Source organism: Streptomyces sp. NPDC024555, from assembly GCF_055559335.1.
In genome coordinates this window covers 108,547-125,014 of the sequence record NZ_JBVHKV010000012.1, presented here as the reverse complement: position 1 = coordinate 125,014, position 16,468 = coordinate 108,547, and the positions used below count along the sequence as shown (strand labels likewise).

General features: G+C 69.3%; 14 protein-coding genes. All 14 read left to right on the top strand.

What is annotated here, in order from left to right:
* Positions 1–358 precede the first annotated feature (358 nt).
* From ACZ4FH_RS21910 to nuoN, 14 genes are read left to right on the top strand one after another with little or no spacing between them, the layout of a single operon-like run.
* A complete protein-coding gene (locus ACZ4FH_RS21910; RefSeq protein ID WP_003992243.1) occupies positions 359–718 on the top strand; it encodes an NADH-quinone oxidoreductase subunit A in 360 nt (119 codons plus the stop codon).
* Positions 719–736: 18 nt separating this feature from the next.
* A complete protein-coding gene (locus ACZ4FH_RS21905; RefSeq protein ID WP_383643026.1) occupies positions 737–1,291 on the top strand; it encodes a NuoB/complex I 20 kDa subunit family protein in 555 nt (184 codons plus the stop codon).
* The gene (locus ACZ4FH_RS21900; protein WP_467306678.1) at positions 1,288–2,001 is read left to right on the top strand and encodes an NADH-quinone oxidoreductase subunit C; all 714 of its coding nucleotides are present in this window, start codon (positions 1,288–1,290) and stop codon (positions 1,999–2,001) included. Before ACZ4FH_RS21905 ends, ACZ4FH_RS21900 begins: the two co-directional genes overlap by 4 nt.
* Entirely contained in the window at positions 2,001–3,323 is a 1,323-nt protein-coding gene (locus ACZ4FH_RS21895; protein WP_383643032.1) for an NADH-quinone oxidoreductase subunit D, read from the top strand. Before ACZ4FH_RS21900 ends, ACZ4FH_RS21895 begins: the two co-directional genes overlap by 1 nt.
* Before the next feature lie 29 nt (positions 3,324–3,352).
* Positions 3,353–4,075, top strand: coding sequence for an NADH-quinone oxidoreductase subunit NuoE (nuoE, locus tag ACZ4FH_RS21890; protein ID WP_383643255.1), 723 nt, complete (start codon positions 3,353–3,355; stop codon positions 4,073–4,075).
* Entirely contained in the window at positions 4,075–5,451 is a 1,377-nt protein-coding gene (nuoF, locus tag ACZ4FH_RS21885; RefSeq protein ID WP_467306676.1) for an NADH-quinone oxidoreductase subunit NuoF, read from the top strand. Before nuoE ends, nuoF begins: the two co-directional genes overlap by 1 nt.
* Positions 5,448–7,952, top strand: a complete 2,505-nt coding sequence (locus ACZ4FH_RS21880; RefSeq protein ID WP_467306675.1) for an NADH-quinone oxidoreductase subunit G — start codon at positions 5,448–5,450, stop codon at positions 7,950–7,952. Before nuoF ends, ACZ4FH_RS21880 begins: the two co-directional genes overlap by 4 nt.
* Positions 7,949–9,352, top strand: a complete 1,404-nt coding sequence (gene nuoH / locus ACZ4FH_RS21875) for an NADH-quinone oxidoreductase subunit NuoH (RefSeq protein WP_467306674.1) — start codon at positions 7,949–7,951, stop codon at positions 9,350–9,352. The genes ACZ4FH_RS21880 and nuoH overlap by 4 nt, the downstream gene beginning before the upstream one ends.
* Positions 9,345–10,064 carry an NADH-quinone oxidoreductase subunit NuoI gene (gene nuoI / locus ACZ4FH_RS21870; RefSeq protein WP_467306673.1) on the top strand — a complete coding sequence of 240 codons (720 nt, stop codon included), beginning with the start codon at positions 9,345–9,347 and terminating at the stop codon, positions 10,062–10,064. Before nuoH ends, nuoI begins: the two co-directional genes overlap by 8 nt.
* The gene (locus ACZ4FH_RS21865; RefSeq protein ID WP_383643048.1) at positions 10,061–10,891 is read left to right on the top strand and encodes an NADH-quinone oxidoreductase subunit J; all 831 of its coding nucleotides are present in this window, start codon (positions 10,061–10,063) and stop codon (positions 10,889–10,891) included. Before nuoI ends, ACZ4FH_RS21865 begins: the two co-directional genes overlap by 4 nt.
* A complete protein-coding gene (gene nuoK, locus ACZ4FH_RS21860; protein ID WP_018101339.1) occupies positions 10,888–11,187 on the top strand; it encodes an NADH-quinone oxidoreductase subunit NuoK in 300 nt (99 codons plus the stop codon). Before ACZ4FH_RS21865 ends, nuoK begins: the two co-directional genes overlap by 4 nt.
* 13 nt (positions 11,188–11,200) lie before the next feature.
* The gene (gene nuoL / locus ACZ4FH_RS21855) at positions 11,201–13,096 is read left to right on the top strand and encodes an NADH-quinone oxidoreductase subunit L (RefSeq protein ID WP_467306671.1); all 1,896 of its coding nucleotides are present in this window, start codon (positions 11,201–11,203) and stop codon (positions 13,094–13,096) included.
* A gap of 4 nt (positions 13,097–13,100) precedes the next feature.
* A complete protein-coding gene (locus ACZ4FH_RS21850; protein ID WP_383643054.1) occupies positions 13,101–14,672 on the top strand; it encodes an NADH-quinone oxidoreductase subunit M in 1,572 nt (523 codons plus the stop codon).
* Positions 14,669–16,333, top strand: coding sequence for an NADH-quinone oxidoreductase subunit NuoN (gene nuoN, locus ACZ4FH_RS21845; RefSeq protein ID WP_467306670.1), 1,665 nt, complete (start codon positions 14,669–14,671; stop codon positions 16,331–16,333). The genes ACZ4FH_RS21850 and nuoN overlap by 4 nt, the downstream gene beginning before the upstream one ends.
* Positions 16,334–16,468 lie beyond the last annotated feature (135 nt).

Here is a 16,468-nt window from a genome sequence, read left to right as displayed (position 1 = left end):
GCGGAGGATTCCTTTATCACCCCCTCGCGTCCATGGCCAATTTGGCGGATGGTGCCTCCGCTTGATAGGGCGACACCCGTTTGACCAGCATGTACGGCAGTGGATGTCACGTCTCGTGATCACTCGGCCGCTTCGTGTACGAAGATCACCGCTCATCCGACTTCATGATCGTTCGTCAGGTGGTGGAGATCACAAAGGCGTTGTCGTACCCCGTGTCGCAGATCACAGGACGGCGGGCATAGGATGCGGGGCAGTCGGGCTTGTGAACTGCCTCACATGTACACGATCTTGGTGAGGCGGGGAACCGGTTCGCCCGATGCGGTCCAACGGTCAAGGACGACTGGAAGGAGCGAGGAGCGTGAATGCCTACGCGCCCATCCTCGTGCTCGGCGCCCTCGGGGCAGGGTTTGCGATCTTCTCCGTGGTCATGGCCACGCTTATCGGTCCCAAGCGCTACAACCGGGCGAAGCTCGAAGCGTACGAGTGCGGTATCGAACCCACCCCGACTCCGGCCGGAGGCGGCCGCTTCCCCATCAAGTACTACCTGACGGCGATGCTCTTCATCGTCTTCGACATCGAGATCGTCTTCCTCTATCCCTGGGCGGTCACCTTCGACGCCCTGGGGATCTTCGGGCTCGTGGAGATGCTGCTCTTCGTGCTCACCGTCTTCGTCGCCTACGCGTACGTGTGGCGACGCGGCGGTCTGGAATGGGACTGAGGGGCTGAGGGGCACACCATGGGACTCGAAGAGAAGCTGCCCAGCGGCTTCGTACTGACCACTGTCGAGCAGGCCGCCGGCTGGGTGCGGAAGTCCTCCGTCTTCCCCGCCACCTTCGGCCTCGCCTGCTGCGCCATCGAGATGATGACGACCGGAGCCGGGCGCTACGACCTGGCCCGGTTCGGCATGGAGGTCTTCCGCGGTTCGCCGCGGCAGGCGGACCTGATGATCGTGGCGGGACGGGTGAGCCAGAAGATGGCGCCCGTCCTTCGCCAGGTCTACGACCAGATGCCCAACCCCAAGTGGGTCATCTCCATGGGCGTTTGCGCGTCATCCGGTGGAATGTTCAATAATTACGCCATTGTTCAGGGTGTTGATCATATTGTCCCGGTTGATATCTATTTGCCGGGCTGCCCGCCGCGGCCCGAGATGCTGATGGACGCCATCCTCAAGCTCCACCAGAAGATCCAGGGCTCCAAGCTCGGGGTCAACGCCGAGGAGGCCGCCCGCGAGGCCGAGGAAGCGGCGCTCAAGGCCCTGCCCCTGATCGACATGAAGGGGCTCCTGCGGTGAGCGACGAACAGAACACCACCAACGGCGTCCCCGCCCCGCGCGACGACCGCGGCGAGGTCATCGGCGTACGCAAGGGCATGTTCGGTGCCGACAACGGCGGCGACACCACCGGCTACGGCGGCCTGGTCCGCACCGTCGCCCTGCCCGGCGCGTCCTCCCGGCCCTACGGCGGCTGGTTCGACGAGGTCGCCGACGAGCTGGAGGGCGCGCTGGAGGAGCAGGACCTGCTCCCCGAGAACGCCATCGAGAAGACCGTCGTGGACCGCGGTGAACTCACCTTCCACATCGCCCGCGAGCACCTGCTCACCGTCGCCCGGACCCTGCGCGACGACCCGGCGCTGCGCTTCGAGCTCTGCACGGGGGTGAGCGGCGTCCACTTCCCCGGCGACAAGGGACGGGAGCTGCACGCCGTCTACCACCTGCGCTCGCTCACCCACGGACGGCTGATCCGCCTGGAGGTGTCCACCCCGGACACCGACCGGCACCTGCCGTCCCTCGTGCCGGTCTACCCGACCAACGACTGGCACGAGCGCGAGGCCTACGACTTCTTCGGACTGATCTTCGACGGGCACCCCGCCCTCACCCGGATCATGATGCCGGACGACTGGCAGGGCTTCCCGCAGCGCAAGGACTACCCGCTCGGCGGCATCGCCGTCGAGTACAAGGGCGCCCAGATCCCGGCTCCGGACCAGCGGAGGTCGTACTCCTGATGACCACTCCCCACGCGACACCCAGGGCGACGACGGAGGGGACTGTATATACAGTCACCGGCGGCGACTGGGACGAGATCGTCGAGAACGCCACCGCCTCCGACGACGAGCGCATCATCGTCAACATGGGCCCCCAGCACCCGTCCACCCACGGCGTGCTCCGGCTCATCCTGGAGATCGACGGCGAGACCGTCACCGAGGCCCGCTGCGGCATCGGCTACCTCCACACCGGCATCGAGAAGAACCTCGAATACCGCAGCTGGACGCAGGGCACCACGTTCGTCACGCGCATGGACTACCTGACGCCGTTCTTCAACGAGACGGCGTACTGCCTCGGCGTGGAGAAGCTCCTCGGCATCGAGGACCAGATCCCCGACCGCGCCAGCGTCCTGCGCGTGCTCCTCATGGAGCTCAACCGGCTCTCCTCGCACCTGGTGTGCATCGCCACCGGCGGCATGGAGCTGGGCGCCACCACGATCATGATCTACGGCTTCCGCGATCGTGAACTCGTTCTCGACCTCTTCGAGCTGATCACCGGACTCCGGATGAACCACGCGTTCGTCCGCCCCGGCGGACTCGCCCAGGACCTGCCCCCGGGCGCGGTCGACCAGCTGCGCGAGTTCGTGAAGACCATGAAGAAGAACCTGCCGGAGTACGACAAGCTCGCCACCGGCAACCCCATCTTCAAGGCCCGCATGCAGGACGTCGGCTATCTGGACCTGACCGGCTGCATGGCGCTCGGCGCCACCGGCCCGATCCTGCGCTCCGCCGGACTCCCGCACGACCTGCGCAAGACCGACCCGTACTGCGGATACGAGAACTACGAGTTCGACGTCCCCACCGCGGACAGCTGCGACTCCTACGGCCGCTTCCTCATCCGGCTGGAGGAGATGCGCCAGTCGCTGCGGATCATCGAGCAGTGCATCGACCGGCTCGCACCCGGACCGGTCATGGTCGCCGACAAGAAGATCGCCTGGCCCGCGCAGCTCGCGCTCGGCCCGGACGGCCTCGGCAACTCGCTGGACCACATCAAGAAGATCATGGGCACCTCCATGGAGGCCCTGATCCACCACTTCAAGCTGGTGACCGAGGGCTTCCGGGTCCCCGCCGGACAGGCGTACGCCGCCGTCGAATCGCCCAAGGGCGAGCTCGGCGTGCACGTCGTCTCGGACGGCGGAACCCGCCCCTACCGGGTCCACTTCCGCGACCCGTCCTTCACCAACCTCCAGGCCATGGCGGCGATGTGCGAGGGCGGCCAGGTCGCCGACGTCATCGTCGCCGTCGCATCCATCGACCCCGTGATGGGAGGCGTCGACCGGTGACCGAAGCACGTCAGGAAGTCAGTCTGGGGATGCCGCAGCTCCCCGCCCCCGCCTACCCGGCCGAGGTGCGCGCCAGGCTCGAAGCGGATGCGAAGGAGGTGATCGACCGCTACCCCGGCAGCCGCTCCGCGCTGCTCCCGCTGCTGCACCTGGTGCAGTCCGAGGAGGGGTACGTCTCGCGTACGGGCATGGCCTTCTGCGCCGAGATGCTCGGCCTCACCACCGCCGAGGTCACCGCGGTCGCGACCTTCTACACGATGTACCGGCGCAAGCCGAGCGGCGACTACCAGGTCGGCGTCTGCACCAACACGCTCTGCGCGGTGATGGGCGGCGACGCGATCTTCGACCGGCTCAAGGAACACCTCGACGTCGGCAACGACGAGACGACCGCCGACGGCAAGGTGACGCTCGAACACATCGAGTGCAACGCCGCCTGCGACTTCGCGCCCGTCGTGATGGTCAACTGGGAGTTCTTCGACAACCAGACGCCCGAGAGCGCGACCCAGCTGGTCGACGACCTCATCGCCGGACGTCCCGTCGAGCCCACCCGCGGCGCCCCCCTCTGCACGTACAAGGAGACCGCCAGGATCCTGGCCGGCTTCCCCGACGAGCGCCCCGGCGCCGTCGCCGCCTCCGGCGGTGCCGGCCCGGCCTCGCTCATCGGCCTGAAGCTCGCCAAGGGCGAAACCGCTCCGCAGGCCCGCGTGGTGGGGCCCCGAGGGGAACGCCCGCAGCCACAGGGAGGGGAGTGATGACGTTGGCGACCGAACTCAACGACAACGGCAGCGGCAACGGGAACAGCCCCGAGAAACTGCTCGCCCCCGTCCTCTCCGCCTTCTGGGACCAGCCCGAGTCCTGGACCCTGGACACCTACCGGCGCCACGAGGGCTACGAGGGCCTGCGCAAGGCCCTCGCCATGTCCCCGGACGACCTCATCGCGTACGTCAAGGACTCCGGACTGCGCGGCCGCGGCGGCGCCGGCTTCCCCACCGGGATGAAGTGGCAGTTCATCCCGCAGGGCGACGGCAAACCGCACTACCTCGTCGTCAACGCCGACGAGTCGGAGCCCGGCACATGCAAGGACATCCCGCTCCTCTTCGCCAACCCGCACAGCCTCATCGAGGGCATCGTGATCGCCTGCTACGCGATCCGCTCCTCGCACGCCTTCATCTATCTGCGCGGCGAGGTCGTCCCCGTCCTGCGACGGCTCCACGAAGCCGTCCGCGAGGCGTACGAGGCGGGCTACCTCGGCAAGGACATCCTGGGCTCCGGTCTCGATCTGGAACTCACCGTGCACGCGGGCGCCGGCGCGTACATCTGCGGTGAGGAGACCGCGCTGCTCGACTCGCTCGAAGGACGCCGCGGCCAGCCCCGGCTGCGCCCGCCCTTCCCCGCGGTCGCCGGTCTCTACGCCTGCCCCACCGTGGTGAACAACGTCGAGTCCATCGCCTCGGTTCCCGCGATCCTGAACCGGGGCAAGGACTGGTTCAAGTCGATGGGCAGCGAGAAGTCCCCGGGCTTCACGCTCTACTCGCTCAGCGGCCATGTCGCCGGACCCGGCCAGTACGAGGCCCCGCTCGGCATCACCCTGCGCCAGCTCCTCGACATGAGCGGCGGGATGCGCCCCGGCCACCGGCTGAAGTTCTGGACCCCGGGCGGCTCCTCCACCCCGATGTTCACCGAGGAGCACCTCGACGTGCCCCTCGACTACGAGGGCGTCGGCGCCGCCGGATCCATGCTCGGCACCAAGGCGCTCCAGTGCTTCGACGAGACGACCTGCGTGGTGCGGGCCGTCACCCGCTGGACCGAGTTCTACGCGCACGAGTCCTGCGGCAAGTGCACGCCCTGCCGCGAAGGCACCTACTGGCTCGTCCAGTTGCTCCGCGACATCGAGGCCGGCAAGGGACAGATGTCCGACCTGGACAAGCTGAACGACATCGCCGACAACATCAACGGCAAGTCGTTCTGCGCGCTGGGCGACGGCGCCGCCTCGCCGATCTTCTCCTCGCTGAAGTACTTCCGCGAGGAGTACGAGCAGCACATCACGGGCAAGGGCTGCCCCTTCGACCCCGCCAAATCGACCCTCTGGGCCGACGACAAGAACGCATCCCAGGGGGTGAACGCATGACAGTCACCACGAGTGCGCCCTCCGGGGGCGGCGAAGCGGCGATCCCGCCCGAGGACCTGGTCACGCTGACCATCGACGGCATCGAGATCAGCGTGCCCAAGGGCACCCTGGTCATCCGGGCCGCCGAACTCCTCGGCATCGAGATCCCGCGCTTCTGCGACCACCCGCTCCTCGACCCGGCCGGCGCCTGCCGCCAGTGCATCGTCGAGGTCGAGGGCCAGCGCAAGCCGATGGCGTCCTGCACCATCACCTGCACCGACGGCATGGTGGTCAAATCGCAGCTCACCTCGCCCGTCGCCGACAAGGCGCAGCGCGGTGTGATGGAGCTGCTGCTCATCAACCACCCGCTGGACTGTCCGGTCTGCGACAAGGGCGGCGAGTGCCCGCTCCAGAACCAGGCCATGTCCCACGGCGACGCGACCTCCCGCTTCGAGGGGAAGAAGCGGACGTACGAGAAGCCCGTGCCGATCTCCACCCAGGTGCTGCTGGACCGCGAGCGCTGTGTGCTCTGCGCCCGCTGCACCCGGTTCTCCAACCAGGTGGCCGGCGACCCGATGATCGAGCTGATCGAGCGCGGCGCGCTCCAGCAGGTCGGCATCGGCGAGGGCGACCCCTTCGAGTCGTACTTCTCCGGCAACACCATCCAGATCTGCCCGGTCGGAGCGCTCACCTCGGCGGCGTACCGGTTCCGCTCCCGCCCCTTCGACCTGGTGTCGACGCCCTCGGTCTGCGAGCACTGCGCGGGCGGCTGCGCCACCCGCACCGACCACCGGCGCGGCAAGGTCATGCGCCGCATGGCCGCCAACGACCCCGAGGTCAACGAGGAATGGCTCTGCGACAAGGGCCGCTTCGGCTTCCGCTACGCGCAGCAGCGCGACCGGCTCACCACCCCGCTGGTGCGGGGCGAGTCCGGTGAGCTGGAGCCGGCGAGCTGGCCCGAGGCGCTGGAGGCGGCGGCCGCCGGACTCTCCGCGGCCCGCGGCCGGACCGGTGTCCTCACCGGCGGCCGGCTGACCGTCGAGGACGCGTACGCGTACGCGAAGTTCGCCCGGATCGCCCTGGACACCAACGACGTGGACTTCCGGGCCCGGGTGCACAGCGGCGAGGAGGCCGACTTCCTGGCCTCGCGCGTCGCCGGACGCGGCACGGACCTGGACGGCTCGGGCGTCACGTACACCGCGCTGGAGAAGGCCCCGACCGTGCTGCTGGTCGGCTTCGAGTCCGAGGAGGAGGCCCCGGGCGTCTTCCTCAGGCTGCGCAAGGCCCACCGCAAGCACGGCCAGCGCACCTTCTCCGTCGCCACGCACGCCACCCGGGGCCTCGGCAAGGCCGGCGGCACGCTCCTTCCCGCCGCCCCCGGCACCGAGACCGAATGGCTGGACGCCATCGCGGGCGGGGTCGGACTGGAGGGCGACGGGGCCGCGGCCGCCGAGGCGCTGCGCGCCGAGGACGCCGTGATCGTGGTGGGCGAACGGCTCGCCGGGGTGCCCGGCGGGCTGACCGCCGCGGTGCGGACGGCGACCGCGACCGGGGCCCGGCTGGTGTGGATCCCGCGCCGGGCCGGCGAGCGCGGCGCGGTGGAGGCGGGCGCGCTCCCGTCGCTGCTGCCCGGCGGCCGCCCGGCCACCGACCCGCGGGCCCGGGACGAGGTGGCGGCCGTCTGGGGCGTCGCCGAACTCCCTTCCCGCTTCGGCCGCGACACCGGCCAGATCATCGAGGCCGCGGCCACCGGTGAGCTGGGCGCGCTGCTCGTCGCCGGGGTGAACACCGAGGACCTGCCGGACCCGGCCCGTGCCCTGGAGGCGCTGGACGCGGTCGGCTTCCTGGTCTCCCTGGAACTGCGGCCCAGCGAGGTCACCGACCGCGCCGACGTGGTGTTCCCGGTGGCCGCGGTCGCCGAGAAGTCCGGGACCTTCCTCGACTGGGAGGGCAGGGTCCGGATGTTCGAGGCCGCGCTGAAGCCCGAGCAGATGACGCGGACGCTCGCCCCCGGCGACGCCCGGGTGCTGCACATGCTGGCCGACGCGCTCGACGTCCACTTCGCGCTGCCGGACCTCAAGTCCGTGCGCCGCGAGCTGGACCGGCTCGGCCACTGGCAGGGCGACCACGCCGACGAGCCGCGCGTCCCCGCGCAGCCGCTGCCCCGGCCCGGCGACGGCGAGGCGATCCTCGCGGGCCACCGGATGCTGCTCGACCTGGGACGGCTCCAGGAGGGCGACACCGCGCTGGCCGGGACCCGGCACGCCGCTCTCGCCCGGCTCTCCGCGGCCACGGCCGCCGAGACCGGCGTCAAGGACGGCGACCTGCTCGCCGTCTCCGGCCCGGCGGGCACCGTCGAACTGCCGCTCCGGGTCACCGACATGCCGGACCGGGTGGTCTGGGTGCCGCTGAACTCCGCCGGGCGCGGTGTCCCGGGCGACACCGGCGTACAGCCCGGTGGTCTGGTCCGCATCGGCCCCGCCGCCGGCACTCCCGACGACGCACCGGAGGTGGGGGCGTGAGTGCCTTCGCTCAACTCGCCGCGGCCCCGCACGGCTCCGTGCTCGCCGCCGAGGACCTGTCGATGTTCGGCAACGACCCGTGGTGGCTCGTCGTCGTCAAGGCGGTCTTCTGCTTCGCGTTCCTGATGGTGACGGTGCTCTTCTCCATCGTGTGGGAGCGCAAGGTCGTCGCCTGGATGCAGCTGCGCATCGGCCCCAACCGGCACGGTCCCTGGGGCATGCTCCAGTCGCTCGCCGACGGCATCAAGCTGATGCTGAAGGAGGACGTGATCGTCAAGCGGGCGGACAAGGTCGTCTACGTCCTCGCCCCGATCGTCGCGGCCATCCCGGCGTTCATGGCCATCGCCGTGATCCCCTTCGGCCCGTCCGACAACCAGGTCTCGATCTTCGGCCACCGTACGGCGATGCAGCTCACCGACCTGCCGATCGCGATGCTCTACATCCTCGCGGTCGCCTCGGTCGGCATCTACGGCATCGTGCTGGCCGGCTGGTCGTCCGGATCGACGTACCCGCTCCTGGGCGGTCTGCGCTCCTGCGCGCAGATGATCTCGTACGAGATCGCGATGGGCGCCGCGTTCGCCTCGGTCTTCCTCTACTCCGGGTCGATGTCGACCTCGAAGATCGTGGAGGCGCAGGAGGACCGCTGGTTCATCATCCTGCTGCCGGTCTCCTTCATCATCTACATCGTCACGATGGTCGGCGAGACCAACCGCGCCCCGTTCGACATGCCGGAGTCCGAGGGCGACCTGGTCGGCGGCTTCAACACCGAGTACTCGTCGATCAAGTTCGCGATGTTCATGCTCGCCGAGTACGTCAACATGGTCACCGTCTCGGCGGTCTCCACCACCCTGTTCCTGGGCGGCTGGCGGGCCCCGTGGCCGATCAGCACCTTCTGGGAGGGCGCGAACCAGGGCTGGTGGCCGATGCTCTGGTTCGTCGTCAAGGTCCAGCTGCTGCTGTTCTTCTTCATCTGGCTGCGCGGCACGCTGCCCCGCGTCCGCTACGACCAGCTGATGAAGCTCGGCTGGAAGGTCCTGATCCCGGTCTCCGTGGTCTGGCTGATGCTGGTCGCGACCGTGCGGGCGCTGCGCAACGAGGGCTACGACTTCACAAGGATCCTGCTCTACGTGGCCGGAGCCGTGATCGCGGTCCTGCTGATCTCCTTCGTCGTCGACATCTTCCGCGACAAGCAGGACAAGGCCGCCGCCGGACGGGCCGAGCCGGAACCGGCGTTCGACCCGATGGCGGGCGGATTCCCGGTGCCACCGCTGCCCGGACAGACCCTGCCGCCGGTACCGCGGCGCACTCCGCGCCGCGAGCGGGAGCTCGTTGTCAGTGGCGGAGTGGATACTCAGAGTGACGGAAATCCGAGTGACGGAAAGGAGGCCGGCGGTGTCTGAACTGTCTGGGTCCCCGGGGTCCGGGAAGCCGGCGAAGCGCACCGGGCCGAAGGGGGCGGTCGCGCCCTCGGGCGGCTCCGGGGCGTCGGGATCCTCCCCGTCCTCGGAGGAGAAGTTCCTCAATCCGGTGGCCGGCTTCGGCGTGACCTTCAAGGCCATGTTCAAGAAGCGGCTCACCGAGCAGTATCCCGAGACGCCGAAGGTGACGGCGCCGCGCTTCCACGGGCGGCACCAGCTCAACCGCCACCCGGACGGCCTGGAGAAGTGCGTCGGCTGCGAGCTGTGCGCCTGGGCCTGTCCGGCGGACGCGATCTACGTCGAGGGCGCGGACAACACGGACGAGGAGCGCTACTCCCCGGGGGAGCGCTACGGCCGCGTCTACCAGATCAACTACGCGCGCTGCATTCTCTGCGGTCTGTGCATCGAGGCGTGCCCGACCCGGGCGCTCACGATGACCAACGAGTTCGAGCTCGCCAACACCACCCGCGAGAGCCTCATCTACACCAAGGACGAGCTGCTCGCGGGCCTGGAGGAAGGCATGGTCGACAGCCCGCACGCGATCTTCCCGGGCATGGACGAACAGGACTACTACCGGGGCCTGGTGACCGAGGCCGCCCCCGGTACGGAGCGTCAGACCGCCGTCTCCAAGGGCGAGAAGCCCGAGGACGCGCACAGCGAGGGCAACGGCTCCGCGCAGGAGGTGGACGCATGACCGGCCTGGCCGCCGCGGCCTCCCAGACCTCGACCGGCGAGGCCTTCCAGTTCTGGGTGCTGGGCACGGTCGCCGTGCTCGGCGCCCTGTCCACGGTGCTCATGAAGAAGGCGGTGCACAGCGCGCTGAGCCTCGCCGGGACCATGATCATCCTGGCGGTGTTCTACCTCGCCAACGGTGCCTACTTCCTCGGCATCGTCCAGATCGTCGTCTACACGGGCGCGATCATGATGCTGTTCCTCTTCGTCGTCATGCTCGTCGGCGTCACGGCTGCGGACTCCCTGAAGGAGACCATCAAGGGCCAGCGCTGGCTCGCCGCCGGCTGCGGCCTCGGCTTCGGCGTCCTGCTGATCGCCGGCATCGGCAACGCCTCGCTGAACAGCTTCAACGGCCTGGGTGTCGCCAACACGGAGCACGGCGGAAACGTGGAGGGGCTCGCCAGCCTCATCTTCACCAAGTACGTCTTCGCCTTCGAGATCACCGGCGCGCTGCTGATCACCGCGACGGTCGGCGCGATGGTGCTGACCCACCGCGAGCGCACCGAGCGGGCCAAGACCCAGCGGGAGCTGTCCGAGGAGCGCGTGCGCGGCACGCACCTCCCGCCGCTGCCCGCCCCCGGCGTCTACGCCCGACACAACGCCGTGGACATCGCCGGTCTGCTCCCCGACGGCACCCCGTCCGAACTCACCGTCATGCAGACGCTGCGCAAGCGCGGCCAGATGCGCGACGTGTCCCACGAGTCGCTGGCCGGCCTCAAGGCACTGGAGCAGCGCTCCGGTGAGCGGCTGGGCCGGGACACCGCAGAAGAAGAGGAGGTCGCCAAGTGAACCCGGTCAACTACCTCTATCTCGCCGCTCTGCTGTTCACCATCGGCGCCGCCGGGGTCCTGATCAGGCGGAACGCGATCGTGGTGTTCATGTGCGTGGAGCTGATGCTCAACGCCTGCAACCTCGCGTTCGTCACCTTCTCCCGGATGCACGGCAACCTCGACGGCCAGATCATCGCCTTCTTCACGATGGTCGTCGCCGCCGCGGAGGTCGTGGTCGGGCTCGCGATCATCGTGTCGCTGTTCCGTTCCCGTCACTCGGCCTCGGTCGACGACGCCAGCCTGATGAAGCTGTAAGGGGCGCTTGACCGTGAACAACCTGATTGCGCTGCTCGTCGCGGCGCCCCTGCTCGGAGCGGTGGTGCTGCTCTGCGGAGGCCGGCGCCTCGACCGCGCCGGCCACTGGCTGGGCACCGCGCTCGCCGCCGTCTCCTTCGTCGTCGCCGTGGTGCTCTTCACCGACATGCTCGGCAAGGGCGCCGAGGACCGCGCGCTGCACCAGAAGCTGTTCAGCTGGATCCCCGTCGAGGGCTTCCAGGCCGATGTGGCCTTCCAGCTCGACCAGTTGTCGATGACCTTCGTACTGCTGATCACCAGTGTGGGCACCCTGATCCACATCTACTCGATCGGCTACATGGAGCACGACGAGCGCCGGCGCCGCTTCTTCGGCTACCTCAACCTGTTCGTCGCGGCGATGCTGATCCTGGTCATCGCCGACAACTACCTGCTGCTGTACGTCGGGTGGGAGGGCGTCGGTCTGGCGTCGTACCTGCTCATCGGCTTCTGGCAGCACAAGCCCAGCGCGGCCACCGCCGCCAAGAAGGCCTTCCTGGTCAACCGGGTCGGCGACATGGGCCTGTCGATCGCGATCATGCTGATGTTCACCACCTTCGGCACCTTCGCCTTCGGCCCGGTCCTGGAGGCCACCGGCGAGACCAGCGAGGGCAAGCTGACGGCGATCGGCCTGATGCTGCTGCTGGCCGCCTGCGGCAAGTCCGCCCAGGTGCCGCTGCAGTCCTGGCTCGGTGACGCGATGGAGGGCCCGACCCCGGTCTCCGCCCTCATCCACGCCGCGACCATGGTCACCGCCGGTGTCTATCTGATCGTCCGCTCCGGCGCGATCTTCAACGGCGCCCCCGACGCCCAGCTGGTCGTCGTGGTCGTCGGCGCGGTCACGCTGCTCTTCGGTGCGATCGTCGGTTGCGCCAAGGACGACATCAAGAAGGCCCTCGCCGGTTCCACGATGTCGCAGATCGGCTACATGATCCTGGCCGCCGGGCTCGGCCCGATCGGCTACGTCTTCGCGATCATGCACCTGGTGACGCACGGCTTCTTCAAGGCCGGGCTCTTCCTCGGCGCCGGTTCGGTCATGCACGGCATGAACGACGAGGTCGACATGAGGAAGTTCGGCGGCCTGCGGACGTACATGCCGGTCACCTTCGTCACCTTCGGCCTCGGCTATCTGGCGATCATCGGCTTCCCCGGCCTCTCCGGCTTCTTCTCCAAGGACAAGATCATCGAGGCGGCCTTCGCCAAGGGCGGCACCGAGGGCTGGATCCTCGGCGCGGTCACCCTGCTGGGCGCCGCGATCACCGCGTTCTACATGACGCGCGTGATGCTGATGACCTTCTTCGGCGAGAAGCGCTGGGTCCCGGACGCGGACGGCCACGAGCCGCACCCGCACGAGTCCCCGCGCTCCATGACGATCCCCATGATCGTCCTGGCGGTCGGCTCGGTCTTCGCCGGCGGCTTCTTCTCCATCGGCGACCGCTTCCTGCACTGGCTGGAGCCGGTCACCGGCCACAGCCACGGGGACGCCCCGGTCAGCGCGACCACCGTCACCGCCGCCACCATGGTGGTGCTCGTCCTCGGTGTCGCCCTCGCCTGGGCGATGTACGGGCGCAGGCCGGTGCCCGCGGTCGCCCCGCGCGGCTCGCTGCTCACCCGGGCGGCCCGCCGCGATCTCCTCCAGGACGACTTCAACCACGTGGTCCTGGTCCGCGGTGGCGAGCACCTCACCCGCTCCCTGGTCTACGTCGATCACACCCTGGTCGACGGCGTCGTCAACGGCACGGCCGCGTCCATGGGCGGGCTCTCCGGCCGGCTGCGCAAACTGCAGAACGGCTACGCCCGCTCCTACGCGGTCTCGATGTTCGGCGGTACGGCGGTTCTCATCGCCGCGACCCTGCTGATGAGGGCGGTCTGATCCCATGTCCTTTCCCCTCCTGACAGCGACGGCGGCGCTCCCGGCGATCGGCGCGGTGGCCACCGCCGCCGTCCCGGCCGCCCGGCGCACCACGGCCAAATGGGTCGCGCTCGCCTTCTCGCTGGGCACCCTGGTCCTGGCGGGCATCGCGCTCGCCCGGTTCACGCCCAACGGCGCGCGCTACCAGCTCACCGAGTCCCACGCCTGGATCGCGGACTTCGGCGTCCGGTACGAACTGGGCGTGGACGGCATCGGCCTGGCGCTCATGGCGCTCACGGCCCTGCTGATCCCGTTCGTGATCCTGGCCGGCTGGCACGACGCCGACCCCCTGGAGACGAGCTCCTCGCGCTGGCGCCCCACCCAGGGCTTCTTCGCCCTGATCCTGATGGTCGAAGCGATGGTGATCCTCTCCTTCGAGGCCACCGACGTCTTCCTCTTCTACATCCTCTTCGAAGCCATGCTCATCCCGATGTACTTCCTCATCGGCGGCTTCGGGGACCGGGCGCACACCGGCACCGACGAGAACGCCTCGGCCCAGCGCTCCTACGCGGCCGTGAAGTTCCTCCTCTACAACCTGGTCGGCGGGCTCATCATGCTCGCCGCCGTCATCGGGCTCCACGTGGTCACGGGGACGTTCTCGCTCTCCGAGATCGCCGACGCCCGCGCCGACGGCTCGCTCACCATGGCGACCGGCACAGAGCGGTGGCTCTTCCTCGGGTTCTTCTTCGCCTTCGCGGTGAAGGCCCCGCTCTGGCCGCTGCACACCTGGCTGCCCAACGCGATGGGCGAGGCGACCACCCCGGTCGCCGTGCTGATCACCGCCGTGGTCGACAAGGTCGGCACCTTCGCGATGCTCCGCTTCTGCCTCCAGCTCTTCCCGGAGGCCAGCAAGTGGGCCACCCCGGTGATCCTGGTCCTGGCCCTGATCAGCATCGTCTACGGGGCGCTGCTCGCGGTCGGCCAGCGCGACATCAAGCGCCTGATCGCCTACGCGTCGATCTCGCACTTCGGCTTCATCATCCTGGGCATCTTCGCGATGACCAGCCAGGGCCAGTCGGGCGCCACGCTCTACATGGTCAACCACGGCATCTCGACCGCCGCGCTGATGCTGGTGGCCGGCTTCCTGATCACCCGGCGCGGCTCGCGGCTCATCGCGGACTACGGCGGGGTGCAGAAGGTCGCCCCGGTGCTGGCCGGCACCTTCCTGATCGGCGGACTCGCCACGCTGTCGCTGCCGGGGCTCGCCCCGTTCGTCAGTGAGTTCCTGGTCCTGGTCGGCGCGTTCTCCGCCTATCCGGCGGTCGGCATCATCGCCACCACCGGGATCGTGCTCGCCGCGATCTACGTCCTCGTCCTCTACCAGCGGACGATGACGGGCCCGGTCAAGGCCGAGGTCCAGGGCATGGCGGACCTCAAGGTCCGTGAGCTGACGGTGGTCGTCCCGCTGATCGCGCTGCTGATCTTCCTGGGCGTCTATCCGAAGCCGCTCACCGAGATCGTCAACCCGGCGGTGCAGCACACCATGTCGGACGTACAGAAGAAGGACCCCCAGCCCGAGGTGGAGGCCGCCAAGTGAGCGCAACAGCTGTCCACAGCCTGTGGACCGTGGCGGGCGGGGTGACGACGGCCGCGCCCGAGGAGAAGTTCACGGCGCCGGTCATCGAGTACACCCAGCTGTCCCCGGTCCTGATCGTGATCGGAGTCGCCGTCCTGGGCGTCCTCGTCGAGGCCTTCGTGCCGCGCCGGGCCCGCTACCACACCCAGGTCCTGCTGACCGTCGCCGCGCTGGTCGCCGCCTTCGCCGCGGTGATCGGCCTGGCCGCCGCCGGATACGGCACGACGGACGCGCACATCGCCGCGATGGGCGCCGTCGCCGTCGACGGACCCGCCCTGTTCCTCCAGGGCACCATCCTGCTGACGTCCCTGGTGGCCGTCTTCACCTTCGCCGAGCGCCGGCTGGACCCGGCCTCGCACGGCAACCGGGTGGACTCCTTCGCGGCCCAGGCCGCCTCGGTGCCCGGCAGCGACAGCGAGAAGGCCGCCGTCCGGGCCGGGTTCACCACCACCGAGGTTTTCCCGCTGGTCCTCTTCTCGGTGGCCGGGATGCTGGTCTTCCCCGCGGCCAACGATCTGCTGACGCTCTTCGTGGCCCTGGAGGTCTTCTCCCTCCCGCTGTACCTCCTGTGCGCCGTCGCCCGCCGCAAGCGGCTGATGTCGCAGGAGGCCGCCGTGAAGTACTTCCTGCTCGGCGCGTTCTCCTCGGCCTTCCTGCTCTTCGGGATCGCCCTCCTCTACGGCTACGCGGGCTCCGTCTCGTACGCGAAGATCGCGACCGTCGTCGACGGCTCCATCCAGAAGATCGACCCGGCGCTCGCCGACACCATGGGCAACGACGCGCTGCTGCTCATCGGCGGCGCGATGATCCTGACCGGCCTGCTCTTCAAGGTCGGCGCCGTCCCGTTCCACATGTGGACCCCGGACGTCTACCAGGGCGCCCCCACCCCGGTCACCGGCTTCATGGCCGCGGCCACGAAGGTCGCCGCGTTCGGCGCGCTGCTGCGCCTGCTGTACGTGGTGCTGCCGGGGCTCACCTGGGACCTGCGCCCGGTCATGTGGGGCGTCGCCATCGTCACGATGGTGGGCGGCGCGGTCGTCGCCATCACCCAGACCGACATCAAGCGGCTCCTGGCGTACTCCTCGATCGCGCACGCCGGGTTCATCCTGGCCGGTGTCATCGCGGCCACGCCGGAGGGCATCTCCTCGGTGCTCTTCTACCTCGGCACGTACTCCTTCGTGACCGTCGGCGCCTTCGCCGTCGTCACCCTGGTGCGCGACGCCGGCGGCGAGGCGACGCACCTGTCGAAGTGGGCCGGGCTCGGCCGGCGCTCCCCGCTGGTCGCCGCGGTCTTCGCGGTCTTCCTGCTGGCCTTCGCCGGGATCCCGCTCACCTCGGGCTTCTCCGGCAAGTTCGCGGTGTTCAAGGCCGCGGCGGACGGCGGAGCGACCGGTCTGGTCGTCGTCGGTGTGATCTCCTCGGCGATCGCCGCGTTCTTCTACATCCGGGTCATCGTCCTGATGTTCTTCAGCGAGCCGAAGGCGGACGGCCCCACGGTCGCCGTCCCGTCCCCGCTGACGATGACCACGATCGGGCTCGGCGTCGCCGTCACCCTGGTGCTGGGCCTGGCCCCGCAGTACTTCCTGGACCTGGCGGGCCAGGCGGGGGTGTTCGCGCGGTAGCCGGACACCGCCGCATCACGGCGCCGGACGGGCTCGGCCTCCCTCGGGAAGTCAAGCCCGTCCGGCGTTGTCGTAGGCGGCGCCTATCGTGGCAGGGGAGAGCACAGGGACGGGAACGGACAGCCGTCGGGGGAA

What these genes read in the sequence shown, in the direction of transcription:
- ACZ4FH_RS21905 (WP_383643026.1), top strand. Translation starts at nt 737, where the DNA reads ATGGGACTCGAAGAGAAGCTGCCCAGCGGCTTCGTACTGACCACTGTC.
- ACZ4FH_RS21895 (WP_383643032.1), top strand. Translation starts at nt 2,001, where the DNA reads ATGACCACTCCCCACGCGACACCCAGGGCGACGACGGAGGGGACTGTA.
- nuoE (WP_383643255.1), top strand. Translation starts at nt 3,353, where the DNA reads ATGCCGCAGCTCCCCGCCCCCGCCTACCCGGCCGAGGTGCGCGCCAGG.
- nuoF (WP_467306676.1), top strand. Translation starts at nt 4,075, where the DNA reads ATGACGTTGGCGACCGAACTCAACGACAACGGCAGCGGCAACGGGAAC.
- ACZ4FH_RS21880 (WP_467306675.1), top strand. Translation starts at nt 5,448, where the DNA reads ATGACAGTCACCACGAGTGCGCCCTCCGGGGGCGGCGAAGCGGCGATC.
- ACZ4FH_RS21865 (WP_383643048.1), top strand. Translation starts at nt 10,061, where the DNA reads ATGACCGGCCTGGCCGCCGCGGCCTCCCAGACCTCGACCGGCGAGGCC.
- ACZ4FH_RS21850 (WP_383643054.1), top strand. Translation starts at nt 13,101, where the DNA reads ATGTCCTTTCCCCTCCTGACAGCGACGGCGGCGCTCCCGGCGATCGGC.